We start from the raw sequence: 19,509 nt of genomic DNA on the forward strand, positions 1-19,509 counted from the left end.
GTGAGCGAATGGCCGAAAGGCTTTAGAAGAGCCAGGGCTGGTTGAACTTGAAGACCAAGCCGACCATGTGGCGCGTCGCCCAGTCGGGATACAGGGTGTTGCGGTAGGCGTTGAATTTGTAGCTCAAGGCCGTGGTCTCGTTCAAGGGCAGCGAGATCACCGACTCGTCGTCCAGCAAGAGACCCTCGCCCGCCACGTTTCCCGTTGCGAACAGCTTGAGATCCGTCGAGAGCGAGAGGCTCCACAGCGTTCGCTTGAAGAGGACCTGGGAGGTGAGACCCGTTCGATCCGGCTGCTTGAGATCGAAGAAGTGGTGACGGTACTCCACACCCCCTCGCAGCTCGAAGCCCAGCGGGAACTGATGGCTCAGGCCGGTCCCGAGCTGGCCGAGGAAGTAGCGCGGGTCCTTGTCGTTGACGAAGCGCGTGTTGAGGGTGAGGGTCGCATACGGCTTGGTCTGGGCCGAGAAGGCCTGGGTGCGGTAGTCGGAGATGAACTGGATCCGGTCCGCCGAGGTCTGGCTCTTGCCGTCCGAGAGCTGATCGCTGTGGTAGGACAGCTTGAGGGTGTTGTCCAACTCGTTGGCCGCCCAGGTGGTGCCCAGCTCGTAGTTGAGGTCGCCCCCCCAGCTCATGCCGCTCTTGTCGCCCTTCCAGGTCAGGTCGGGGTAACGCGTGCCGGCCGTGTCCACCGTCCGCCGCTGGAGGTCGGTGGCGAACTGCAAGGACGACTTCCAGAAGGGGGTCAGGTAGTAGTCGGGAAAGCCCCCCTTGCCCACGGCCCGACCCAGCTTGCCTTGCTCGGCGAAGTAAGCGACCATCGCCTCGCGGATCGAGGTGTTCAGGGTGCGCGCCTTGACGCCGCTCAGGGTTTCGAGGTGCTGGGACTTGCCCTGGATGGCGGGCACCGGCACGGCGATCGAGTAGGTCGTGTTGGGCTCGACAGGGCGGCCGTTGATGTGGAGCACGTCGCCCACCTTGGCAAGCCCCGCCGCGAGTGCTGCGGGCCGATTACCGGCGAGCGCCTTGTCGTAGAGGGTCACGAGCACCGAGCCCTTGACCTCGGCCACGGCGATCGCATCCTCCCAGGGCATGGCGTAGTAGAGGCTCTTGGTGGTGGTGATGGGGCCGTAGACGCGCTCGTCGTGGAAGAAGCTCCGGGGCAGGACGGCGAGCTCGGCGCGGGCTTTCAGGCGCATGATCTCGGGGATCAGGGCCTTGGCCTCGTCCGAGGTCGTGCGATCGGCCAGGCGCGCGAGGCTCCCGTAGGCGCGCGCCCAGTGGTCGTTGGAGTCCTTCTTGGCCGTAGCAACCACGCCCGAGAGGGCGTGGCCCAGCGCATGGGGGCGCTCTTCGTCCAGGCGCAGCATGTCCGGCTCGATGCGGCTGAGGCGGTAGTCGCCCTGGGGCCCCGGCTCGAAGGTCAGGCGCGCCTTGCCCACGGCGGTCCCGAAGGCGCCGGCGTGCAGCGCACGCTTGCCGTCGATACCGACCACCTCGTGAACGGCGATGGCGTTGGGGTTGGCGGAGTTGAAGCCCCCGATCACCAGATCGATCCCCGAGTCGCGGGTCAAGAGGGGCATTTCCTGGTCGAGCGAAAGGTGGGTGAGGGCCACCACGATGTCCGGGGTGGCCGCCTTGCGGATGACGGGCACCCAGCGCGCGACCGCCTCCAAAGGCGGCACTACCTCGACCCGGCCGATGTCCTTGAGATCGACGTACTGAGCGAGCGCACCGTCCAAGAGGCCGATGACCGCCACCCGCACGCCGCCACGCTCGAAGACCGCATAGGGCTTGGCGAGAGGCTCCTTGGACTTGGCCCAGCGCACGTTGGTCAGGACCACCGACGCCGACGACTCGCGCACCCGGTCCATGAGGGCGTCGAGGCCGTAGCCGAAGTCGTGGTTGGCGGGCAGCCAGGCGTCATAGCCCGCCCGGTTCATGGCCTCGATGACCGAGCGACCCTTGGTGGCCGCTGCCAGCGAGCTCGGCCCGAGCACATTGCCCGAGGAGAGGAGCAGGGTGGCGGGGGTGCGATCGCGCTCCGTCCCGATGAGGGAGGCCGCTCGCGACAGGCCGCCCGCGATGGTGGGGCGGGCACGGTAGGGGTCGAGCCTCACCGGCTCGAAGAGGCCGAACGAGTCGTTGGTGTGCAGGATCGTGAGCGTGCGGGGCCGCGGCACGACCACCTCGGGCATCTCCATGAGCTGCTCGATCGACTGGGAGGCCACCGAGAGGGGCGGCGCATCGAAGGCGGGCACGGCACTCGACGGAGCGGCCTGGACGGCCGAGGGGGTGGCTTCCGGGCTCTGCGCAAAGACAGGCAAAGCACCCACCGCGCAGCCCAGGGCGAGGCCAAGCAAGGCCCCCAGAGTGAGACGCCCGACAGACGGCTTTAGGACATGCACAGCTCGTGCTCGAGTTGGCTCGACTGGACTTCCAGGTGGACCATCTTCGCCCGGTCCTCGGCGGGGGCCTGCGAGAGCTGCGGGTGGCGCCCGTACAGCTCGGCCAGCTCATGGTTGAGGCGGACCCGCTCGAGGGCCTTGGCCTTGAACTCGCGGTAGCTGTAGCAGGGCAGCGAGCCCTCGCCGAAACGGGGATAGGTGTCCTTGCGATAAGTGACGAACCATTCGCGCACCTGGCGCGTGGTGGCCTCGGGAAGGATTTCGAGGGAGTGATCCATGGGGGAGAGTGGCTCCTAGTGGCGCAAGTACTTGCGAAGGGTGGGGTAGAGGTCGTCGAGGGCGATCGCCTGGTATTCGAGCAGATAGTCAATCCGCTTGAGGACCCCGCCCGGCTTGGCGCTGGCGGGGTAGGTCTCGGGCAGGGCGTTCTCCCAGTCGGGCATCATGAGCAGCGAGCCGATCTTGCCTTCGTCCAGGGCGGTCTGATAGACCGTGACGCGCTCGTCGTTGAAGATCTGGGCGTAGCGCTTCTCTTTGAGGACGGTGCGCGCGTACCAGCGCTTGAAGAGCTCGATCAGGTTCGAGGTGGGCGGCACCCGGCGCAAGGCAGCCTGCTCTGCGTCGGCGAGGAAGGCGTCGATCGGCTCCGGCCCCTCGAAGAGCTGCTGGCGGGTCTCCTGGATGACGAAGCGATCGCCGCGTGGGGTCTTGAGGACCAAGAGCGAGAGCTTGGGCAAGTAGACGTTGCCCGTGGTGTCGCTGGGATCCGCCGGCAAGAAGGTCGGGCCGTAGACGTACTCCTTGCCCGGCTTGCCGTCGTAGAGCTCGAACTCGAAGCCCCGCGCGGCGCGCGGCACGGCGATGCCCCCCGTCGGATGCAGGTCGGGGTAGCGGCGCTCGTAGGCCGCGAGCGTATCGCCCGGCACCGGGTCGGCAACCCGGCGCGCGGGGGTCGGTTGGGGCCGGGGGGTCGGGGCGGCGAAGGCCGGCAGAGCCAGCGTCAGGCCCAGGACCAAAGCCCAGGCGAACCGCCTGCCCCCCAGAGGAAAGAAGGTCGCGCTCATCGCCCCTATTCTACCCTGCGTAGCAGGCGATCAATCTCTCGCCGCGGCCCCAGAAAGCAACTGAGGGCTTGCTTTTTGTGAACCTTTGCTCGCCCATAACCTGAGCTTAAGAAAGCCTCGGCGGTCTTTGACGGATAGATCTCGAAACGCTCTCGTTTTAGGAGGTCCCATGCCGAAGTCGATCCTGCGCAGCAGCACCGTCGCCACGCCCGTGCGCGCCGCGGCCCCGCTTGCCGCCAAGCCCCCGGCCTCGGAACCGAAGGCCAAAGGAAGCCTTCCCCAGGACCAGCTCACGCGCAGCGCGCCCGCGCAAGTGCGGCCCACCAGCCAGATGCTGCCCGGGCAAGTCGCTCTCTATCACGCCCTTTCAGACGCACAGCGCAAGCAGTTCGACCGGGTCTGGGGCGCTGCCGGCACGGATGGTCAAAGAGCACTCGTCAAGCTGCTCGAAGACGGCCGTCTCTTGAGCAGCAAGGACCTGCGCACGGGCGATCGCCTCCTCACCCACCTGGACCGCCTCGCGAGCCAGGCCCTGCCGAAGGGCCTCTCGCGCGCCGACGTGCTCGGCAGCCTCATCGTGCAGGCCCAGGACCCCGGCACCATCTCGCAGGGCGCTCGCGGCACCTGCACCGTCACCACCGCCGAGTACATGATCGCCAAGCAATCCCCGGCCGAGTACGCCCGCGTGGTCGCGGACCTCGCGAGCGCGAGCGGCCAGGTCACCCTCGCGAGCGGCGCCAAGATCAGCCGCGCCGCGGGCACCCTCGCCGACGACGACTCGGGCCGCACCGCCGCCAGCCGTCTCTTCGAGGCCGCCATGATGGAGTACGGCAACGGCCCGCTCAGCTACAGCAACGAGAAGGACCAGCATGGGATCGCGGGCGCCTCGGTGATCCCTGGCGGCCTTCCCGCCTTCGCCACCACCCGGGTCCTCTCGGCCGTCCTGAACGCTAACTACGAGACCCACACCACCCTGCTGGGGCGCGATCGCCTCATGAACACCCTGAAGGACGCCCTCGCCAAGGGGCAGATGGTCCCGGTCGGGATGGACTGGAAGGGCAGCACCGAGAAGAAGCGCTCGGGGCACGAGGTCCTGGTGCTCAAGATCGAGAACGACCGCGTCTACTACCGCAACCCGTGGGGCGAGACCTACCCGCCCGGCACCGAGACCGACGGCAAGACCAGCCCCAAGCGCCGGATCGAGGACCGCAGCGGTGTGGAGAGCATGACCCTTTCCGACTTCCGGAGCCGGCTGGACAACCTCTCGCGCAAGTAAGAGGGCCTCTCACGCGCCCCCGCATGGTATCCTCGGGGCATGCGCGCCCGCCTCTTCGCCCTTGCCGTCATCACCGGGTTCAGCCTGCTGAGCCCGGCTCGCGCGATCGCCGCCCCCTTCACGGATGAGGCCGACGCCGCCTCGCTGCTCACGGCCCTGGAGCGGCAGCAAGCCTACCTCGACAAGGACCGGATCGCCCCGCTGCGCCTGGGCGAGCGCCTCGTCACCCAGCAGGATCTGCGCCAGACGGCGATCGCCTTCGCCGCCTTGGTGCGCGAGGCCTTCGGCACCCCGGACTTCGAGCGCAAATTGCGCGAGCGCTTCACCCTGATCGAGGCCCCCGCCCACTTCACGGGCTACTACCTGCCGCGGCTCGACGCCCGGCGCACCGCAGACAGCCGCTTTCGCTTTCCCCTCTACGCCCGGCCGCCCGTGCTGACCCCGGGGGCTCCCGCCATGACCCGGACGGGGATCGAGGATGCCGGCGCCCTCGACGGCCAGGGCCTCGAGATCGCCTGGGTCGAGCACGAGCTGGATCGCTACCTCTTGATGGTGCAGGGCTCGGGCATCCTGCGCTTCGAGGACGGCCGCGAGGTCCCCGTCAACTACGGCGGCGGCAACGGCCACCCCTACGTGAGCCTCGGCAAATTGCTCGTCGCCGACGGCAAGATCCCCGTCGAGCGCATCTCGGTGCCCGAGATCCGGCGCTACTTCGCCGAGCACCCCGAAGAGCTGCACGGCTACCTCGTCCAGAACCCGAGCTACGTCTTCTTCAAGCTCGCCGACAGCGGGCCTTTCGGCGTCTCAGGCGTCATGCTCACGGCGGGCCGTTCGATCGCCACCGACAAGGCGCTCTCGCCTTCGGGGGCGATCGCCTACGTGCGCTATACGAAGGACGGCAAGGAGCAAGGTCGCTTCGTCTGCGACCAGGACACGGGCTCGGCCATCAAGGGCTGGGGCCGCGCGGACATCTTCTGGGGCGCTGGCGACGAGGCGGGCCTCATCGCGGGCACCCTGAACGCTTCGGGCTCGCTGACCTACCTGCTACTGACCCCGAGCGCCACGCGCTAGCGCGACGTCTCGGGCACCCGCACCAGGAAGTAGCCCTGGCCCCAGCGCTTGCGGTACTCATCGAGCCACTCGGCGACCGCCGGGCCCGGGATGTGCTTGGGCTGGTTGAAGATGTCCTTGATCATGAACTGCTCGGTCCCCGCGAGCGTCTCGCGCATGGTCTCGGAGAAGACCTCCAGGCAGCGAGTGGGCTCGGGCAACAGCGCGGGGTCCACCTCGCCCATGTCGCTGAGGACCGGCACGAAAGCCGGGAAGTTGATGCCGAAGTTGTTGCGCAAAACCTCGGTCATCTCCCAGGCGATGTAGTCCTCTTCGTGGTGGCAGCCGCCGTCGGTGGGCACGAAGCCGGCCTCGCCGTCCGAGCCCTGAGAAAACCAGCAGATGTAGTGTACGGACATAGTCTCTCCCCGCCCCTGCGCCGGGGCATGCTTGCTAATGCCCTCAGTATACGCCGCTAGAACTTGAACTGCGAGGCCAAAGCGTAGTAGCCCCCCTTGGAGGCGGCGAAGAGGCCGTCGTAGGAGCCGATGGCGAGATCCACCCGGCAGGCGCCGAGCTCCAGGCCGAGGCCCGTGGTGAAGCTGGTGGCGCGCTCGCCACCCGCGCTCAGGCCCGCGCGCAAGGGTAGCCAGTCGATGAGGCGCCACTCGCCGCCGAGGCGCACCTCGGGCTGGGTCGAGACCCCGTAGGCCCTGCCGGTGCCGAGCTCCACATCGCCGAGCAGTTGCAGGGGCAAGGAGCGCAAGGGAATCCAGCGTGCCCCAAAGCCAAGCTTGAGGGGCAACGGGTCCCACAGCTCCTGGTCGTTGCCGGGGCCGGGCGCCTCGGTGGTCGTCGTCGATGGCGCGCCAGCGCTGAACTGGGCGTCGTCGCCCGAGAAGCCGAGCTGATAGGGCTCGAGCCGGTAGGTGTGGTGCTTCTCGGTGATCTTGGGCCAGCGCACCGCCCCGATGTTCCCGAGGGTCGCCACCAGGCGCAAATCGTCGCGCACCTCAGAGGCGAGCGACAGGTCGAGCGCACCGCCCGCGCCCATGGTGCCGTACTGGTAGGTGGCCTGGGCCTCTCCCGAGAAGGAGCCGTCGGCATGGGTCTCGAGCAGCTTGCCCCGGGCCTCGGTGATCCGGGCGAAGCCGATCCCCTGGATGTAGCGGGCGGTGAGGCCAAGCGCCGTCGCCCTGGCACCCGAAAAGGCGACAGGTACTCCCACGGAGAAGCCCACGTCGGCGAAGGCGTCGGCTCTTGCCCCCTGCAAGGCGTCGATCGAGACCGCCGAGGTGACGGAGTTCCCGAGCAAGAGTAGCGTCAGCAAATCCCGCGGCACCGCGAGGCCCACCGTGTCGGCCGAGGCCCGCACGAAGAAGCCGCTGCGGTGCATGGGCGCGCTGACGCCCAAGGCCGAGCCGAAGTCGAGCTTGAGGCCCAGGCCGCTCGCTGGGATGCTCGCACTGAGCTGCCGGGCATCAGCGTCCGAGAGGGCCTTTCCGCTCAAGAGGGCATCGAGGGTCTGGAAGCCGAAGGCGTCGTTGCCCAGCCCCAGGCTCAAACCCGGCAGGGGCGCCATCATGGCCTGCTGGGCGCTAGGCAGCCCCAAGAGGGCCGCGTTGGTCCACGCCGTGCTCGCCGCCACGTCGAGTGCAAGCTGCGCGCGCCCCAGGCCGAGGCTGCGCGCGTCGAGCGCGGCGGCCATCGCCGGGGCGGCCTGGAAGGCGATCGCCGAGGCCAGGAGGCTTGCGCCCATTCGCGCGCAGGCTAGGGCCGTTCGGGCAGGCGTGAGGGTCATCTTTTCCCTGGCGAAATTAAGGGGGAGTAGGGCTTGAGGATGATAATCCGCTCAAGACGAAGAAGCAGAGACGATGGTCACAGATCGGACCGGCGGAATCCTCCTAAGCTCCTACCCTGCGCGCCTTAAAAAAACCGCAATCTCACGATCATCTCATAGAGATCATGCTTCAAAAGGGGTACAAGCGAGAAGCGGCGCTTGCTCCCATTCTTCGTCCCACCTCTTGCGCCCGGTGCCGCCTTCCGGCCCGTTGGAGAAGTTACAGGTGACCCAATGACGCGACGCCTGGTGGCCCATCTCGCTCTGTCCGTGAGCCTCGCAGCCTTGCTCGGTGCCCCGGCCCTCGCCGCGATCGCCCAGGCTCCGACGATGCAGCCCCCGCAGCCCCTCACCGCCGCGCCGACCCGCATCATCATCGGGGACCAGGGCCCGACCCTCGCGGAGCTGAGCTACGAGCGCCTGCTCGAAGAAAGCCTCCAGCAGAGCCTCGCCGCTTACCTGGGCCCCAACCAGTTCCTGCTCCAGGTGCGCGTGGCCCTCGCAGGGACCGAGGCCCCACCCGCCGCCCAGAGCACCCCGCTGATCCAGCAGGCGGCACCCTACCAGGCTCCGGCCGCCGCTCCCCAAGCCCCGGTCGCCGAGGCTCCGCTCGATGAGACCGCCGAACTCGAGGACTCCCCGCTGCTGCCCGGCCTGGGGAACCTGCGCGCCGACGACAGGCCCGCCGAGCGCCGCCCCATCCGCCGCCTCGCTGCCCCCGAAGCTCCGGCCGCTGCTCCCATGCCCGCCATGGCCCCCGTGCAGCCCCAGACCTTCGCGCCCCAAGCGCCGGCCGCGCAGCCGCCGCGCATCGAGCGGATCCGCATCTCCCTGGTGCTGCCGACGAGCCTCAAGAGCGGCGACGAGGACTACGTCAAGAACCTGGTCTTCCAGCGCGCCGACCTCAACTTCGCCCGCGGCGACACCATCGACGTTTTCCGCCGGGACTTCCCCCGCCTGGGCGCGGGCGCCGCGCCGGCGGGCAACAACGCCCTGCCCCCCTGGCTCTGGGGCGTGCTCGGCGTGCTGGTCGGCGCGGGTGCCATCGGTGCGATCGCCATGTGGCGCCGCAAGCCCGAGGCCCCAGTTGCAAGCCCCGCTCCGAGCGCCCCGCAGCCCCTGATCGGCGAGAACACCCGCGCGGCCGAAGCACTGCTTGCGAGCCTGAACACCGCCAAGCCCCAGGACCTCTTGCCCGTGCGCCAGGACCTCCTGGTCCAGCTCCTGGATCGGCCGGAGTCGGGCGAGCGCTTCCTGCGCAAGGTCCTGAGCGAAGAGGGCGGCCTCGACAAGGCCGTGGCCCTGACCCGCGCCATGGGCCTCAACGTCGCCAAGCGCCTCTTCACCGGCCTCTTGCCCCAGGAGTGGAAGGCCATCGAGCTCGCCTCGCTCGATCGCAGGGACGTCGGCGTCGAAGACCAGCGCGCCGTGCTGGAGGAAGCCCTCTACGCCGTGCTGCGCGAGAAGAGCGAGCAGCACGGCCCCGACAAGACCTCGCCCTTCGCCTTCCTCTCGACCCTCGACGATTCGCAGATCATCTTCCTGCTCGAAGACGAGGGCCCCCGGGTCCAGGCGCTCCTGCTCTCGCAACTTCCGCCCGACCGGGCGGTGGGCCTCATGCGCCTCAAGGCCCCGGCCGAGCAGGGCGCCATCGCGGCGGCCATGGGCGAGTTGCACCTCTTGCCCATGAGCTCGTTCATGGACCTGGCCCGCCACCTCTCGGACAAGGCCACCAAGGCCCCGCGCTTCGAGACCGCCGTCACCAACGGCCTGGGCCTCTTGGTCAACCTGCTCGACCACTCGGACCGCGCCACCGAGCAAGGCATCCTCAGCGGGCTCTCCAGCCAGAACCCCAAGCTGCTCGCGCAGGTCCGCGAGGCCTACCTCACCTTCGACGACCTGGCGGGCATCCCCCGCGAGATCCTCAAGGACGCCCTGCGCGAGGTGGACAAGGAATCGCTCGCCGAGGCGCTGCGCGACGCCCCCGCCCCGGTGCGCGAGGCCATGACGGCCGCCCTCACCGACCGGGCCCGGCGCATCGTCGAGGACACGCTCAGCCAGCCGCCCGTGGTCCAGCGCGACGAGGCCGCGCTCGACGCCATCCGCAAGGACCTGGTCGCGCGGGTCCGTCAGCTCATGCAGCTCGGACGCTTCGCCGTCAAGGAGCTGCGCGTCCCCCAAGCGAACGAGGGATTGCGCACCCCCCAGGAGGAACTGAAATGATGCGGCTTCCGCGCAACTTCGCGGGCGCGACGCTCGCCCTTGCGATCGCCCTCGGGCTCCCCGCCTGGAACGCCCAGGCCCAGGTCTCGGCCGACCCCGAGGTGGTGCCGGGCCCCGAGGCCTCGGCCAAGCAGCCCCTCTCGGAAGGGGTGATCCGGCTGCGGCGCGGCGGCCCGTCGATCGACCTCGACTCGCTCCTCGACTCCAACCAGCCCGACTTCTACCTCAACGTGGACATCCCGGCACCCGAGCCCACCCCCACGCCGGCGCCCAGCGTCGAGCCGAGCGCGGCCCCTGCCCCCGAGCCCACGGCCTCCGCGAGCCCCGAGCCCGCCCCCTCCGCCTCTCCCAAGCCCGCCAAGCACGGCTACGACCTGATGTACCAGGCCCAGCGCCTGGCGACCCTCGGCCAATACCGCAAGGCCCTCGGCCTGGTGGACGAGGCGATCGCCGAGGACGGCGAGGTCGCCGCCCTGCACGCCGTGCGCGGGTCGCTCCTGGTCAAGCTGCGCGACTACCCCGGCGCCGAGGAGGCCTGGACCCAGGCCCTTGTGCTCGATCCCAGCGCCCACGACGTGAAAGCCGGCCTGGACTGGCTGCGCAAGCGCCTCGCCGCCAGCGGCAGCGCCCTGTAGACCCGAGGAAGGACCATGAACAAGATCCTGTCCGTCGCCCTCGCCGCCGTGGTGGGGCTCGCGGCGTGCCCCGTCGCCCTCGCCGCTCCCAAGGAGCCCGTCAAGCCCGTCGCGGCCCTGACCGAGATCCTCTCGGACCCGCAGGCCATCCTGCGCGTCATCCCGGCGCTGCCCGACGCGATCGCCCGGGTCGACCCCACCGCGGTGCGGATCTTCCTGTACAACGAGCGCAAGCGCGAGGAGACCGAGTCGCTCGCGACCGTGGTCGAGAACCGCCTGAGCGAGGAGCTGCTGCGCCTGCACCGCTTCAAGGTGATCGAGGCCCGCGAGGCCAAGACCACCCGCGTCGAGTCGAGCACCACCAACTTCCAGCTCAGCAACACCATCGAGTCCCTGGCGCGCATGCGCTCGATCGGCCAGTCGGTGGGCGCCGACGCCATCCTCATGTACGCCCCGCAGATCCAGGACCGGATGGTGCTGGTCAACGCCAAGCTGGTGCGGGCGAGCGACGGCGAGATCCTCTGGACCGAGCGCTTCGCCTACAACTTCGACCTCCAGCGCGCCGAGCGCGAGGCCCAGCTCAAGGCCGAAGAGGAAGCGAAAGTCGAAGCCGAGCGCAAGCGCGCCTCCATGGAGAAGCGCACCCGCGACAACGGCCTCTACGCCTACACCGGCATGACCGGCTACGCCATGCGCCGCCTCTCGGCCGCTGCCGGCACCGCCGACGAGGTCTCGCCGGCGGGCCTGAGCCTCGGCTTCATGGGCCTGCGCAACATGGGCTTCGCCGAGAACGCCGCCTTTGGCCTCGATCTGCAGATCGACCAGATGGGCGCGGTCAACCCCAAGCTGAGCCTGCCCATGGTCACCCTCTCGCCCATCTTCCTCTTGCGGCTCGACCCGCTCTTCGTGAAGGGCGAGAACGACGGGATCTTCAACCTGTACTTCGGCCCGGGCGAGACCTTCATCTTCCAGGCGCCGCAGCTGACCTACCAGTTCACCGGCAAGGCCGGCCTGATGATCCGCTTTACCCCTGACACCTTCCTCAACCTGGGCGCCGTCTACGTGCCCCAGCAGGCGGTCGGCTTCCAGGCGGTGCCCGGCCTGGACGGCACGGTCAAGGACTTCGGCGGGCTGACCTACCAGGTCACCTTCGGCCTGGCCTTCAAGTAGAGGGATTGCGCGATGCCCATGATCTCCGTTTCGACCCTGCTCGGCATCGTCCTGGGCTTCGGCCTCTGCATCTGGGCGATCATGTCGGCGACCAAGGACTTCCACATCTTCTGGCACGTGGAGTCCTTCGCCATCGTCATCGGCGGCACGCTCGCCACCACCCTCATCGCCTACCGCACCCGCTACGTCCTGCGGGTGGTGCGGTCCATGGCCCGCATCTTCGTCATGCAGCCCATCCAGCCGACCACCCTGCGCGACGACGTCAAGCAGATGGTCGAGTGGGCCGCCCTCAACCAGCGGGGCCTGGGCGCGGTCGAGGACGACTTCGCCAAGCGCCAGAAGCCCGATCCCTTCCTCAAGCACGCCATCGACCTGCTGATGAACGGCTACAAGGAGCACGACCTGCGCCTCTTCCTGGGCGACTTCATCGAGTCGAGCTTCAGCCGCGAGATGACCCAGGCCCAGATCCTCAACCAGATGGGCGGCCACGCCCCGGCCTTCGGCATGGTGGGTACCTTGATCGGTCTGGTCATCATGCTGAGCAACATGGGCTCGGACCCCTCGGCCATCGGCCCGGCCATGGCCATGTCGCTGCTGGCGACCCTCTACGGGGTCATGGGCGCGCGGATGGTCTTCATCCCCGCCGCCAGCAAGATCCAGCAGATCCTCGAAATCGAGAAGTACCGCCGCTACATGATGCTCGAGGGCATCGTGATGCTGCACGAGAAGCGCCCGGCCTCCTACGTCCAGGACCGCCTCAACTCGCTGTTGGACCCGGCCATGATGTACCAGCGCGAGGGCGCGGCCAAGGGCGACAAGCAGCTCGCCGGCAAGCGGTAGGCCCCCATGGGAAATCCGATCGGCCAGAACAAGAGCCCCTTCGGCCCCAAGGCCGGGGGCGGCCACGCCCTCAAAGAGGACGAGGGCTGGCTGCTCACCTACGCCGACACCATCACCAACCTGATGGCCCTCTTCATCCTGATGCTCTCGGTCTCGACCATCAACCCGGCGGCCTTCGAGCAGGTCCAGTCCAAGCTCAAGAAGCAGTTCTCGGGCAAGGACGCCCCCAAGCCCATCGAGCAGATCGAGAAGCAGATCCAGAAGATCGTCGAAGCCAAGCACCTGGAAAAAGAGGTAGAAGTTTCCCGGGACGCCAAGGGGGTCGTGATCGAGTTCGCCTCGTCGGCGGTCTTCCAGCTGGGCAAGGCCGAGCTGCAGCCCATCATCAAGGGGGCCTTCAGCCAGATCGCCCACGAGATCAAGGCCAAGGACTACCGCAACTACACCATTGAGATCGAGGGCCACACCGACGACACCCCGATCAGGACCCCGGAGTTCCCGTCCAACTGGGAGCTTTCGAGCCGCCGCGCCACCAACGTCGTGCGCTTCATGATCGACCAAGACGTCGAGAAGACCCGCCTCAAGGCCGCGGGCTACGCCGACATCTTCCCCAAGATGCCGAACCGGGACGCCCAAGGCCGGGCGATCGCAGCCAACCAGGCAAAGAACCGCCGGATCGTGATCCGGCTGGTGCCCGGCCTGCGCACCACCGACGTGAAGGTCCTCTCAGAAGCAGGCAAGCAAGCCCCAGCGGCTCATTAAAACCCTTGGTCGTCCGGGCCTAACGCTCGCGCCTCCAAAACGCCGACCATGCCCTCCCGGTGCTACCGGGAGGGCTTATGCGTCATTGGACCCTGGGCTTGCCCCTCGCCATCGTCGTGGCCTTCCAGGCCCCCGCAGCCCGGGCCGAGGTGCGCGTCACCTTCGGCCTCAGCGCGAGCTTCGGGGCGGCCGAGAGCGGCCCGCGCTGGACGCTCGCCACCATGCCGGTCGGGGACGACAAGCTCAAGCACTTCGTGGCGGGGCTTGCGATCGCCTGGGCCCTTTCGAGCGCGGGCTACGACCCGGGCCTGGCCCTCATGGGGGCGGGGGCCGCCGGGGCCCTCAAGGAGGCCCGTGACGCGGGATGGCTGCCGGGGCTCGGCCGGGGCGACGTGGAGCTTGCGGACTTCGCCTGGACCTTCGCCGGCGGGCTCAGCTACCTCACCCTCCAGCGGATGCTCACGCAGCCCGAGCGGCCCTTCTCGCTTCACAATAATTAGGGCGCGGCGTCGGCGGAGCAGGCGGGCACATGTGCTACGCTCAGAGTAGGCAGAGAAGCGTCTGCCGCCATCGCGTACGGAGTTTGTTCGGTGCAACAGGAAGCCTCGATTTCGCAGGTCATCTACGAAGTCTATCGCTCGGGCCACTTGGCAAGTCAGGAGATCACCCTGAGGAACGACCTCGGCGAGGACTACCTGGCAGAGCTCGAAAGCAGCCTGCGCAAGGAAGGCTACAAGATCCTCCGCCGCGAGCCCTTCCGCATGGTCTACGGCACCTCCGACGAGGAGTTCCGGATCACCATCAAGCCGGTCGTCACCGTCTCCATCGATCTGATGGACAACCTGGTGATCCGTACCTTCCCGGACGAAACCCTCTAGCGGATCCGACGAACAACTTCAGCCAGCCTGACGCCCGCTTGCGTGCTAAGTTGGAGGCCCTACGCGCCTTCGACGTCGCAAGCGAGGTGGCCTCGACATGCCCATGCGCCGCATGCTTCGCCGCATGTCCAGGGCGGCTGCGATCTTGGCGATCGCGGGCTGCACCCAGCGCGTGCTGCCTGAGAGCGGCCTGATCGCCCCTCCGAGCCCACCTCCTCTCACCTCGGCCACCCCCCAGCCCACGACACCCACGGGCGGCCCGGTCCCGATCCCCGTCCCACCCTGCCGCTTCATCGCCTTCACCGCCTGCCGCGCGGCCCATGGCCGGGCCTACGGCGGCCTCTTCCTGTGGGACGAGGCCCTCCAGGACATCTACCTGCTCGGCGGGGCCCTGGCGGGCCTGCCGCTCGACGACGCCTGCGAAGGGCTCGTGGCGATCGTCCCGCGCGCCCTGCCTGACGGCCGTGTGCTCTTTGCCTTCGAGCACACCCTCTACCTGTGGGAGCCCCTGACCGAGACCCGCGCCACCATCGCCTTCGACGCGCGCACCGGCTACGGCGGTGCGCGCGCCCGCATCAGCGTGGACGGCCGGCTCGTGGCCTACGTCAGCAACAAGGGCACGGTCGTCCTCAAGGAGACCGACGGCGCCTACTTCACCAAGACCCGCGAGCTCACCAAGATCGCCGCCGAAGCCGAGGTCCGCGCCCAGAGCGGCCGCGACGGCATCGTCTACGACCTGGATCTGTCGGGCGACGGGCGATGGCTCGCCGTCGTGCTCGGCGGGGTGCTGTACCTCTACGACGTCCTCACCCCGCACCTCTTCCAGCTCCTGCCCCTGAGCGGCGAGGCGCTGTCGGGCGAAAGCGACCGGATCAAGGAGGTGGCGATCGACTTCGACGGTCGCTTCGTCGCCTTCACCGCGGGGGAACGCCTCCTGGTCCTCGATCGTCAGAGCGGCCTCATCGACAGCGTCCCGTACGCCAACCTCGGCTACGTCCTGGACGCACAGACGAGCTATCCGACAATGCCGCTCTTCTGCAACGACGGGCGCGGCCTGCTGTTCACGCTCCAGTCCTACGAGCGGCGCCGGATCCTCAAGTACGACCTGGTCGACGAGACCCTGCGCGGCATGACCCTCCTCAACAACGCCCTGGGCGCCCTGCCCCCGGGTTAACCGCCTCAGCGAAAAGCTTCACCTGGCTTTAAGAGAAGGAGGGCCGATCCGCGGGAATAGAACCCTTGCCTGCTGCCCGAGGGTCCTGTCCGCATGAACGTCTCTTCCTTCTCCACCACCCTCACCCTCCCCCGCGCGCCGCGCCCCGCTCAGGAGGCGCAGCCGGCGCCGGAGGCGCGCAGCACCGCGAAGCCGCGCAGCGTCATCGACAACCTGGTGACCACCAACAAGGCCATGGTCGAGCAGGTCGTCGAGGACGTCGAAAGCGTCGTCTCGAACCCCCTGGGCGCCCTCAAGACCATGGTCCAGGGCATGTTCCACCCCCTCTTGCACCCGACCGAAACCCTGCGCGGCGCCATCGAGGACATCAAGGCGGATCCGGTGAAGGGCACGGTCGATGCCATCTCGACCGCCACTGGCGTCGCCTTCGTCGGCTCGGTGATTCTGACGGCCGCCGCCGTCCTCGCCGCGCCCCTGACGGGCGGCGCGAGCCTCGCTTTGGCCTCGGGGGCGATGGCCTTCGGCAACGTGATCGCTTATGCCTGCATCGCTTCCAACACCGCAGGCATCCTCATGCACCAGGTCCGGGGCGCTCTGGCCGACACCGAGGAGCAAGCCAAGCAAGAAGGCCGCGACATGGCCGCCTATGTCGAAGACCAGGCCTTGCTCGCCGCCACCTGGGTGCTCGGCGACGCGGCCCAGGCCAAGCTCTTCCCGGACAAACCCAACCTCCCGGGCTTCAAGGCCCGCCCCGCCAACGGCTGGCTCCTCAACAACGGCATCGGGCTGACCGGGGTCTACGACGAGCCCGAAGAGCAGGCAACAGAGCTCGCCGTGCGCCAGGCGCCGGGCAAGAGCGATCGCCTCACCCTCTCCAAGACCGCCGCAGCAGCCTCGCGACAGGCGCCTGGCACCTCGCCTCGAACAGCGGAGTTGTAAAGAACGCTGAAGCTCGGTAAGATCGTCTTCATGGCCCGGAAGACGCATCTCTGCTTCGACTCACACATCGGGCGCCTCAAGCCGGAAAACATCCGTAACCGCGAGGCGGCTTGTCCGCTCTGCGCGCGTGACCAGCTCGTCGAGATCCTGGCCGAAGAAGGCCCCATCATCTGGGTCAAGAACAAGTTCCCGGTCTTGCAAGAAGCCTTCCAGACGGTGCTCATCGAGACGGACGCCTGCGACTCCGAGCTCTCGGAGTACGCGCCCGCGCACCTGCACCGCCTCATCCGCTTCGGCGTCGCGCGCTGGCAGGAGATGATCGCAAGCGGCGAGTACGCCTCGGTCCTCTTCTACAAGAACCACGGCCCCAACTCGGGCGGCAGCTTGCGCCACCCCCACATGCAGATCGTGGGCCTGCACCACATCGACTACCGCGAGCAACTCGTCGAGGAGCACTTCGAAGGGCTTCTCATCCACCAGGAGGCCGGGCTCTCGTTCAACCTCTCGACCCGCCCCCGCATGGGCTTCTTCGAGTTCAACGTGCTCCTGCACGACATGCAGGCCATCGACCGGATGGCGGACATGGTCCAGGTGGCGACGCACCACGTCCTGAACCACTTCCACTACGCCTGCAACAGCTACAACCTCTTCTTCTACGAGCGGGGCGCAGGGCTCGCGGTCAAGGTCGTGCCGCGCTTCGTCGTCTCACCCCTCTTCGTGGGCTTCGCCATCCCCCAGGTCTCGAACCGGATCGAGGAAGTAGCGGCCGAGATCCGAGCGCGCTACTTCGACGCCCCCTGAGACGCCTTCACGCCATCAGGTGCAGGATGCGCTCGAACAAGGCGCTCACCTGCCGACGCTCGCCTTCGCCGAGCTGCGCGTAGCCCTGGAGCGAAGGTTTTGGGTCGACGTCGAGGACGGCCGGCGCGCCGGCATGACGCACGAGGTCGATCGCCCCGAAAAAGAGGCCACAGCGCTTAAGAGTCTCGATCGCAAGGGCCTCGCTGGCTCCTGGCAGGACACAAGCCTCTTGCGCTCCGCCCTGTCGCGCACCCGTACCGAGCAAGAGATCTTCACCCGCAAAAGCAGGCGGCTTCGGGCGATAGGCGAGGACGACCTCATCCCCGAGCACGATTGCGCGGCTCACCTCGCCGGGGACCCGCTCCTGCAAGACGAAGCGATCCCGCACCATCGCCTGCCGGACGAGCGCCTCGCCGGAAGCGATGAGGTGTGCGCCGGGCATCACCCAATCGAAAGAGCGCAAGACGAGCGGATAGCCCAAGGCTTCAGCCGATGCGGCGACCCTCGTAAGTCCTTCCTCTTCCGAAGCCCCCCTCTCCCAGACGGCGAAGGGCGGCAACGGCAGGCCCTCGCGCGCGAGAAAGGGCAAGAGCTTGCCATGCTGAGCGGCCACCAGGGCCGAGGTCGCCGGGTTCAGGTCGAAGTCCTGGCTGCGCAGGTAGCGGATGCGCCCGTCGGGGTACACCAGCTGGGCCGCATGACCGAACTCCGGCTCGAGGCGCAGGTCGATCCCCAGGCGCCAAGCCACGGGCGCCAGCGTGCGGAACAGGAACGGCAACGGCCGGCCGCGGCCCAGGAGCATCACGGACGGCCCTCCCCCATCGCCAGGATCATGCGCTCCATCAGGGCCTCGACCTGCCGGTCCTGCTCGGCGCCGATGCAGGCGAAGTCGTCGAACTCCGGAGCGGCATTGACCTCGAGCAGGGCGTAGCTGCCGGGCTGGGTGGGATCGACGATCAGGTCGATCCCACAGAGGCGCAAGCCCGCACAGCGAGCGATCGCAAGCGCCATCGGCTCCAAGAAAGGCGGCAGCGCTGCCTCCGGCACCTGCGTCGGCCCCGCGGCGCCGAGCCTCACCTGGGCACGCACATCGAGCGGCAGGACGTCGCGCAGGGTCCAGCCCTGTCGGGCCAGGTAGGTCTCGACCTCGGCGGAATCGGCCCGCACGGCGGTCTCCTCCCCGCGCTCGGCGCGCCAGGCGAGATGCGCCGCGAGCAGCTCCTCGACCGTCCTGCGCCCGTCGCCCACCACCTCGAGCGGCGTCTTCACGTAAGCAAGCTCGAGCCGGCCGTCGAAGACGACCAGGCGGTACTCGACGCCGCGCGCGAGGCGCTGGAGCAAGAACATGGGATCCAGCGCGAGCACGTGCGGCAAGGCGGCCTCCAGTTCTTCGCGTGACGCGACGAGATGGACGCCGTTCCCGTAGGTCTGGCAGCTCGGCTTGAGGACGAGCGGATAGCCGAGACGCTCGGCAAACGCGACGGCAGCGGCCTCGTTCTTGGTGGAGCGATGGCGCGAGGCCCAGGCGTCGGCGAAGAAGAAATCGAACTCCGGGACAGCGAAGCCCGAGCGCCTCAGGAAATGCAGGGACCAGGCCTTCACCCGCGCCATGTCCGCCGCCGCGGCCGGATTCAGGTCGGTCGCGCTCCCCGAAAGGTGTCGCACCTGGCCGTTGGGGTAGTGCAAGCGCAAGACTCGCCGGTCGCCATCAAGGGCGAAATGGCCTATCCCATGCCGATCGCAGATCGCGCCGGCCCGCTCGACGAGCCCGGGGACAGCGCGCAAGCTCAGCCTTAGCCCTCTCCGCCGGACGGGCTCGGCGAGGGGGTCGGGTCGACGAACGTCATGCTCTCGTCCTCGTGGACCACCGAGCCCGGCGTGACCACGATCGTCCCGCTCGCCGTCGCGGAGAACAGCCGATCGACCAGTCGAACCGGCAACGCCGCCAGGGTCGGCCGCGTGTTGCGCCCGATGCTCACGTCCACATGAGAGCCGGTGGCCGTCTGCGAGATGAGATCATCGGTGGCCGTGCCCGAGGCCTTGTAGGCGAAGGCACGGAAGCGATAGGTCGTATCGGAGTGAAGGTTGTTGAAGGTCACGGACCCCCCGAGCGACGCGCGCGGCACGTCGGCCGTCACCGGCACGCCGCCCCGCACCACCTGCGTCTCCACGGAACCATCGACGGTATAGAGCCCGATGACGAGGTGCTCGATGTCCTGGGCGCGGTAAGGTGTCAGGTCGGGCTGAGTCTGCGTCTGATAATCAGCCGCAGAAACGACCGGCCGCAAGGTCACGGCGAGGTCTTCCGCGATCGCGGTACCGTGGAGAGGAACCGTGCAAGCGCCCAGCACGAGCGGGAAAGCCGGCAGCAAGTAAGACGGTTTCAAGAGCAACCTCCAGGAGTGCGAAAAAAGCCTTTCGGGAAACACGACAAGACCCTATGCGCCAGA

Annotated in this window: 20 protein-coding genes; 12 read left to right on the plus strand and 8 right to left on the minus strand. The window is 68.2% G+C overall.

Annotated features, from left to right (window positions below):
- Window positions 1–22: 22 nt before the first annotated feature.
- From J7643_11845 to J7643_11855, 3 genes are read right to left on the minus strand one after another with little or no spacing between them, the layout of a single operon-like run.
- On the minus strand, window positions 23–2,362 hold the full coding sequence (locus J7643_11845) for a hypothetical protein (protein ID MBO9541272.1): 2,340 nt from the start codon (window positions 2,360–2,362) through the stop codon (window positions 23–25).
- A gap of 32 nt (window positions 2,363–2,394) precedes the next feature.
- Window positions 2,395–2,685 carry a hypothetical protein gene (locus J7643_11850; protein ID MBO9541273.1) on the minus strand — a complete coding sequence of 97 codons (291 nt, stop codon included), beginning with the start codon at window positions 2,683–2,685 and terminating at the stop codon, window positions 2,395–2,397.
- Between the two features lie 15 nt (window positions 2,686–2,700).
- A complete protein-coding gene (locus J7643_11855; protein MBO9541274.1) occupies window positions 2,701–3,471 on the minus strand; it encodes a hypothetical protein in 771 nt (256 codons plus the stop codon).
- A gap of 169 nt (window positions 3,472–3,640) precedes the next feature.
- On the opposite strand from J7643_11855, the gene J7643_11860 reads away from it, so the two are divergent.
- Together J7643_11860 and J7643_11865 are read left to right on the plus strand one after the other, a co-directional pair.
- Window positions 3,641–4,747: a hypothetical protein gene (locus J7643_11860; protein MBO9541275.1), complete on the plus strand. Its 1,107-nt coding sequence runs from the start codon at window positions 3,641–3,643 to the stop codon at window positions 4,745–4,747.
- A 39-nt stretch (window positions 4,748–4,786) separates the two neighbouring features.
- A complete protein-coding gene (locus J7643_11865; protein MBO9541276.1) occupies window positions 4,787–5,818 on the plus strand; it encodes an MltA domain-containing protein in 1,032 nt (343 codons plus the stop codon).
- Here J7643_11865 and J7643_11870 read toward each other — a convergent pair.
- Together J7643_11870 and J7643_11875 are read right to left on the minus strand one after the other, a co-directional pair.
- Window positions 5,815–6,216, minus strand: a complete 402-nt coding sequence (locus tag J7643_11870; GenBank protein MBO9541277.1) for a hypothetical protein — start codon at window positions 6,214–6,216, stop codon at window positions 5,815–5,817. The genes J7643_11865 and J7643_11870 overlap by 4 nt on opposite strands.
- Window positions 6,217–6,272: 56 nt before the next feature.
- Entirely contained in the window at window positions 6,273–7,598 is a 1,326-nt protein-coding gene (locus tag J7643_11875; GenBank protein ID MBO9541278.1) for a hypothetical protein, read from the minus strand.
- Window positions 7,599–7,871: 273 nt separating this feature from the next.
- Between J7643_11875 and J7643_11880 the strand changes: the two genes are divergently transcribed.
- The 10 genes from J7643_11880 to J7643_11925 all read left to right on the plus strand — a co-directional run bounded on the left by J7643_11880 (window position 7,872) and on the right by J7643_11925 (window position 17,059).
- Window positions 7,872–9,860, plus strand: coding sequence for a hypothetical protein (locus J7643_11880; GenBank protein MBO9541279.1), 1,989 nt, complete (start codon window positions 7,872–7,874; stop codon window positions 9,858–9,860).
- Complete coding sequence (locus tag J7643_11885; GenBank protein MBO9541280.1) at window positions 9,857–10,495, plus strand: hypothetical protein; 639 nt, start codon at window positions 9,857–9,859, stop codon at window positions 10,493–10,495. Before J7643_11880 ends, J7643_11885 begins: the two co-directional genes overlap by 4 nt.
- A 15-nt stretch (window positions 10,496–10,510) precedes the next feature.
- On the plus strand, window positions 10,511–11,665 hold the full coding sequence (locus J7643_11890; protein MBO9541281.1) for a hypothetical protein: 1,155 nt from the start codon (window positions 10,511–10,513) through the stop codon (window positions 11,663–11,665).
- Between the two features lie 12 nt (window positions 11,666–11,677).
- The gene (locus tag J7643_11895) at window positions 11,678–12,505 is read left to right on the plus strand and encodes a MotA/TolQ/ExbB proton channel family protein (protein ID MBO9541282.1); all 828 of its coding nucleotides are present in this window, start codon (window positions 11,678–11,680) and stop codon (window positions 12,503–12,505) included.
- Window positions 12,506–12,511: 6 nt separating this feature from the next.
- A complete protein-coding gene (locus tag J7643_11900; protein MBO9541283.1) occupies window positions 12,512–13,267 on the plus strand; it encodes a flagellar motor protein MotB in 756 nt (251 codons plus the stop codon).
- A 77-nt stretch (window positions 13,268–13,344) separates the two neighbouring features.
- On the plus strand, window positions 13,345–13,767 hold the full coding sequence (locus J7643_11905) for a hypothetical protein (protein ID MBO9541284.1): 423 nt from the start codon (window positions 13,345–13,347) through the stop codon (window positions 13,765–13,767).
- A gap of 90 nt (window positions 13,768–13,857) precedes the next feature.
- Entirely contained in the window at window positions 13,858–14,145 is a 288-nt protein-coding gene (locus J7643_11910; GenBank protein ID MBO9541285.1) for a hypothetical protein, read from the plus strand.
- A 97-nt stretch (window positions 14,146–14,242) separates the two neighbouring features.
- Entirely contained in the window at window positions 14,243–15,319 is a 1,077-nt protein-coding gene (locus J7643_11915) for a hypothetical protein (GenBank protein ID MBO9541286.1), read from the plus strand.
- Window positions 15,320–15,412: 93 nt separating this feature from the next.
- Window positions 15,413–16,258, plus strand: coding sequence for a hypothetical protein (locus J7643_11920; GenBank protein ID MBO9541287.1), 846 nt, complete (start codon window positions 15,413–15,415; stop codon window positions 16,256–16,258).
- A 30-nt stretch (window positions 16,259–16,288) separates the two neighbouring features.
- On the plus strand, window positions 16,289–17,059 hold the full coding sequence (locus J7643_11925) for a DUF4931 domain-containing protein (GenBank protein MBO9541288.1): 771 nt from the start codon (window positions 16,289–16,291) through the stop codon (window positions 17,057–17,059).
- Window positions 17,060–17,066: 7 nt separating this feature from the next.
- Here the strand turns inward: J7643_11925 and J7643_11930 are convergent, their stop codons facing one another.
- The 3 genes from J7643_11930 to J7643_11940 all read right to left on the minus strand — a co-directional run bounded on the left by J7643_11930 (window position 17,067) and on the right by J7643_11940 (window position 19,446).
- On the minus strand, window positions 17,067–17,864 hold the full coding sequence (locus J7643_11930; protein ID MBO9541289.1) for a hypothetical protein: 798 nt from the start codon (window positions 17,862–17,864) through the stop codon (window positions 17,067–17,069).
- Window positions 17,861–18,745: a hypothetical protein gene (locus J7643_11935; GenBank protein MBO9541290.1), complete on the minus strand. Its 885-nt coding sequence runs from the start codon at window positions 18,743–18,745 to the stop codon at window positions 17,861–17,863. Before J7643_11935 ends, J7643_11930 begins: the two co-directional genes overlap by 4 nt.
- A 107-nt stretch (window positions 18,746–18,852) precedes the next feature.
- Window positions 18,853–19,446 carry a hypothetical protein gene (locus J7643_11940; GenBank protein MBO9541291.1) on the minus strand — a complete coding sequence of 198 codons (594 nt, stop codon included), beginning with the start codon at window positions 19,444–19,446 and terminating at the stop codon, window positions 18,853–18,855.
- Window positions 19,447–19,509 lie beyond the last annotated feature (63 nt).

The sequence above is a fragment of the bacterium genome, assembly GCA_017744355.1.
In the GTDB taxonomy this organism is placed as follows: Bacteria; Cyanobacteriota; Sericytochromatia; order S15B-MN24; family UBA4093; genus JAGIBK01.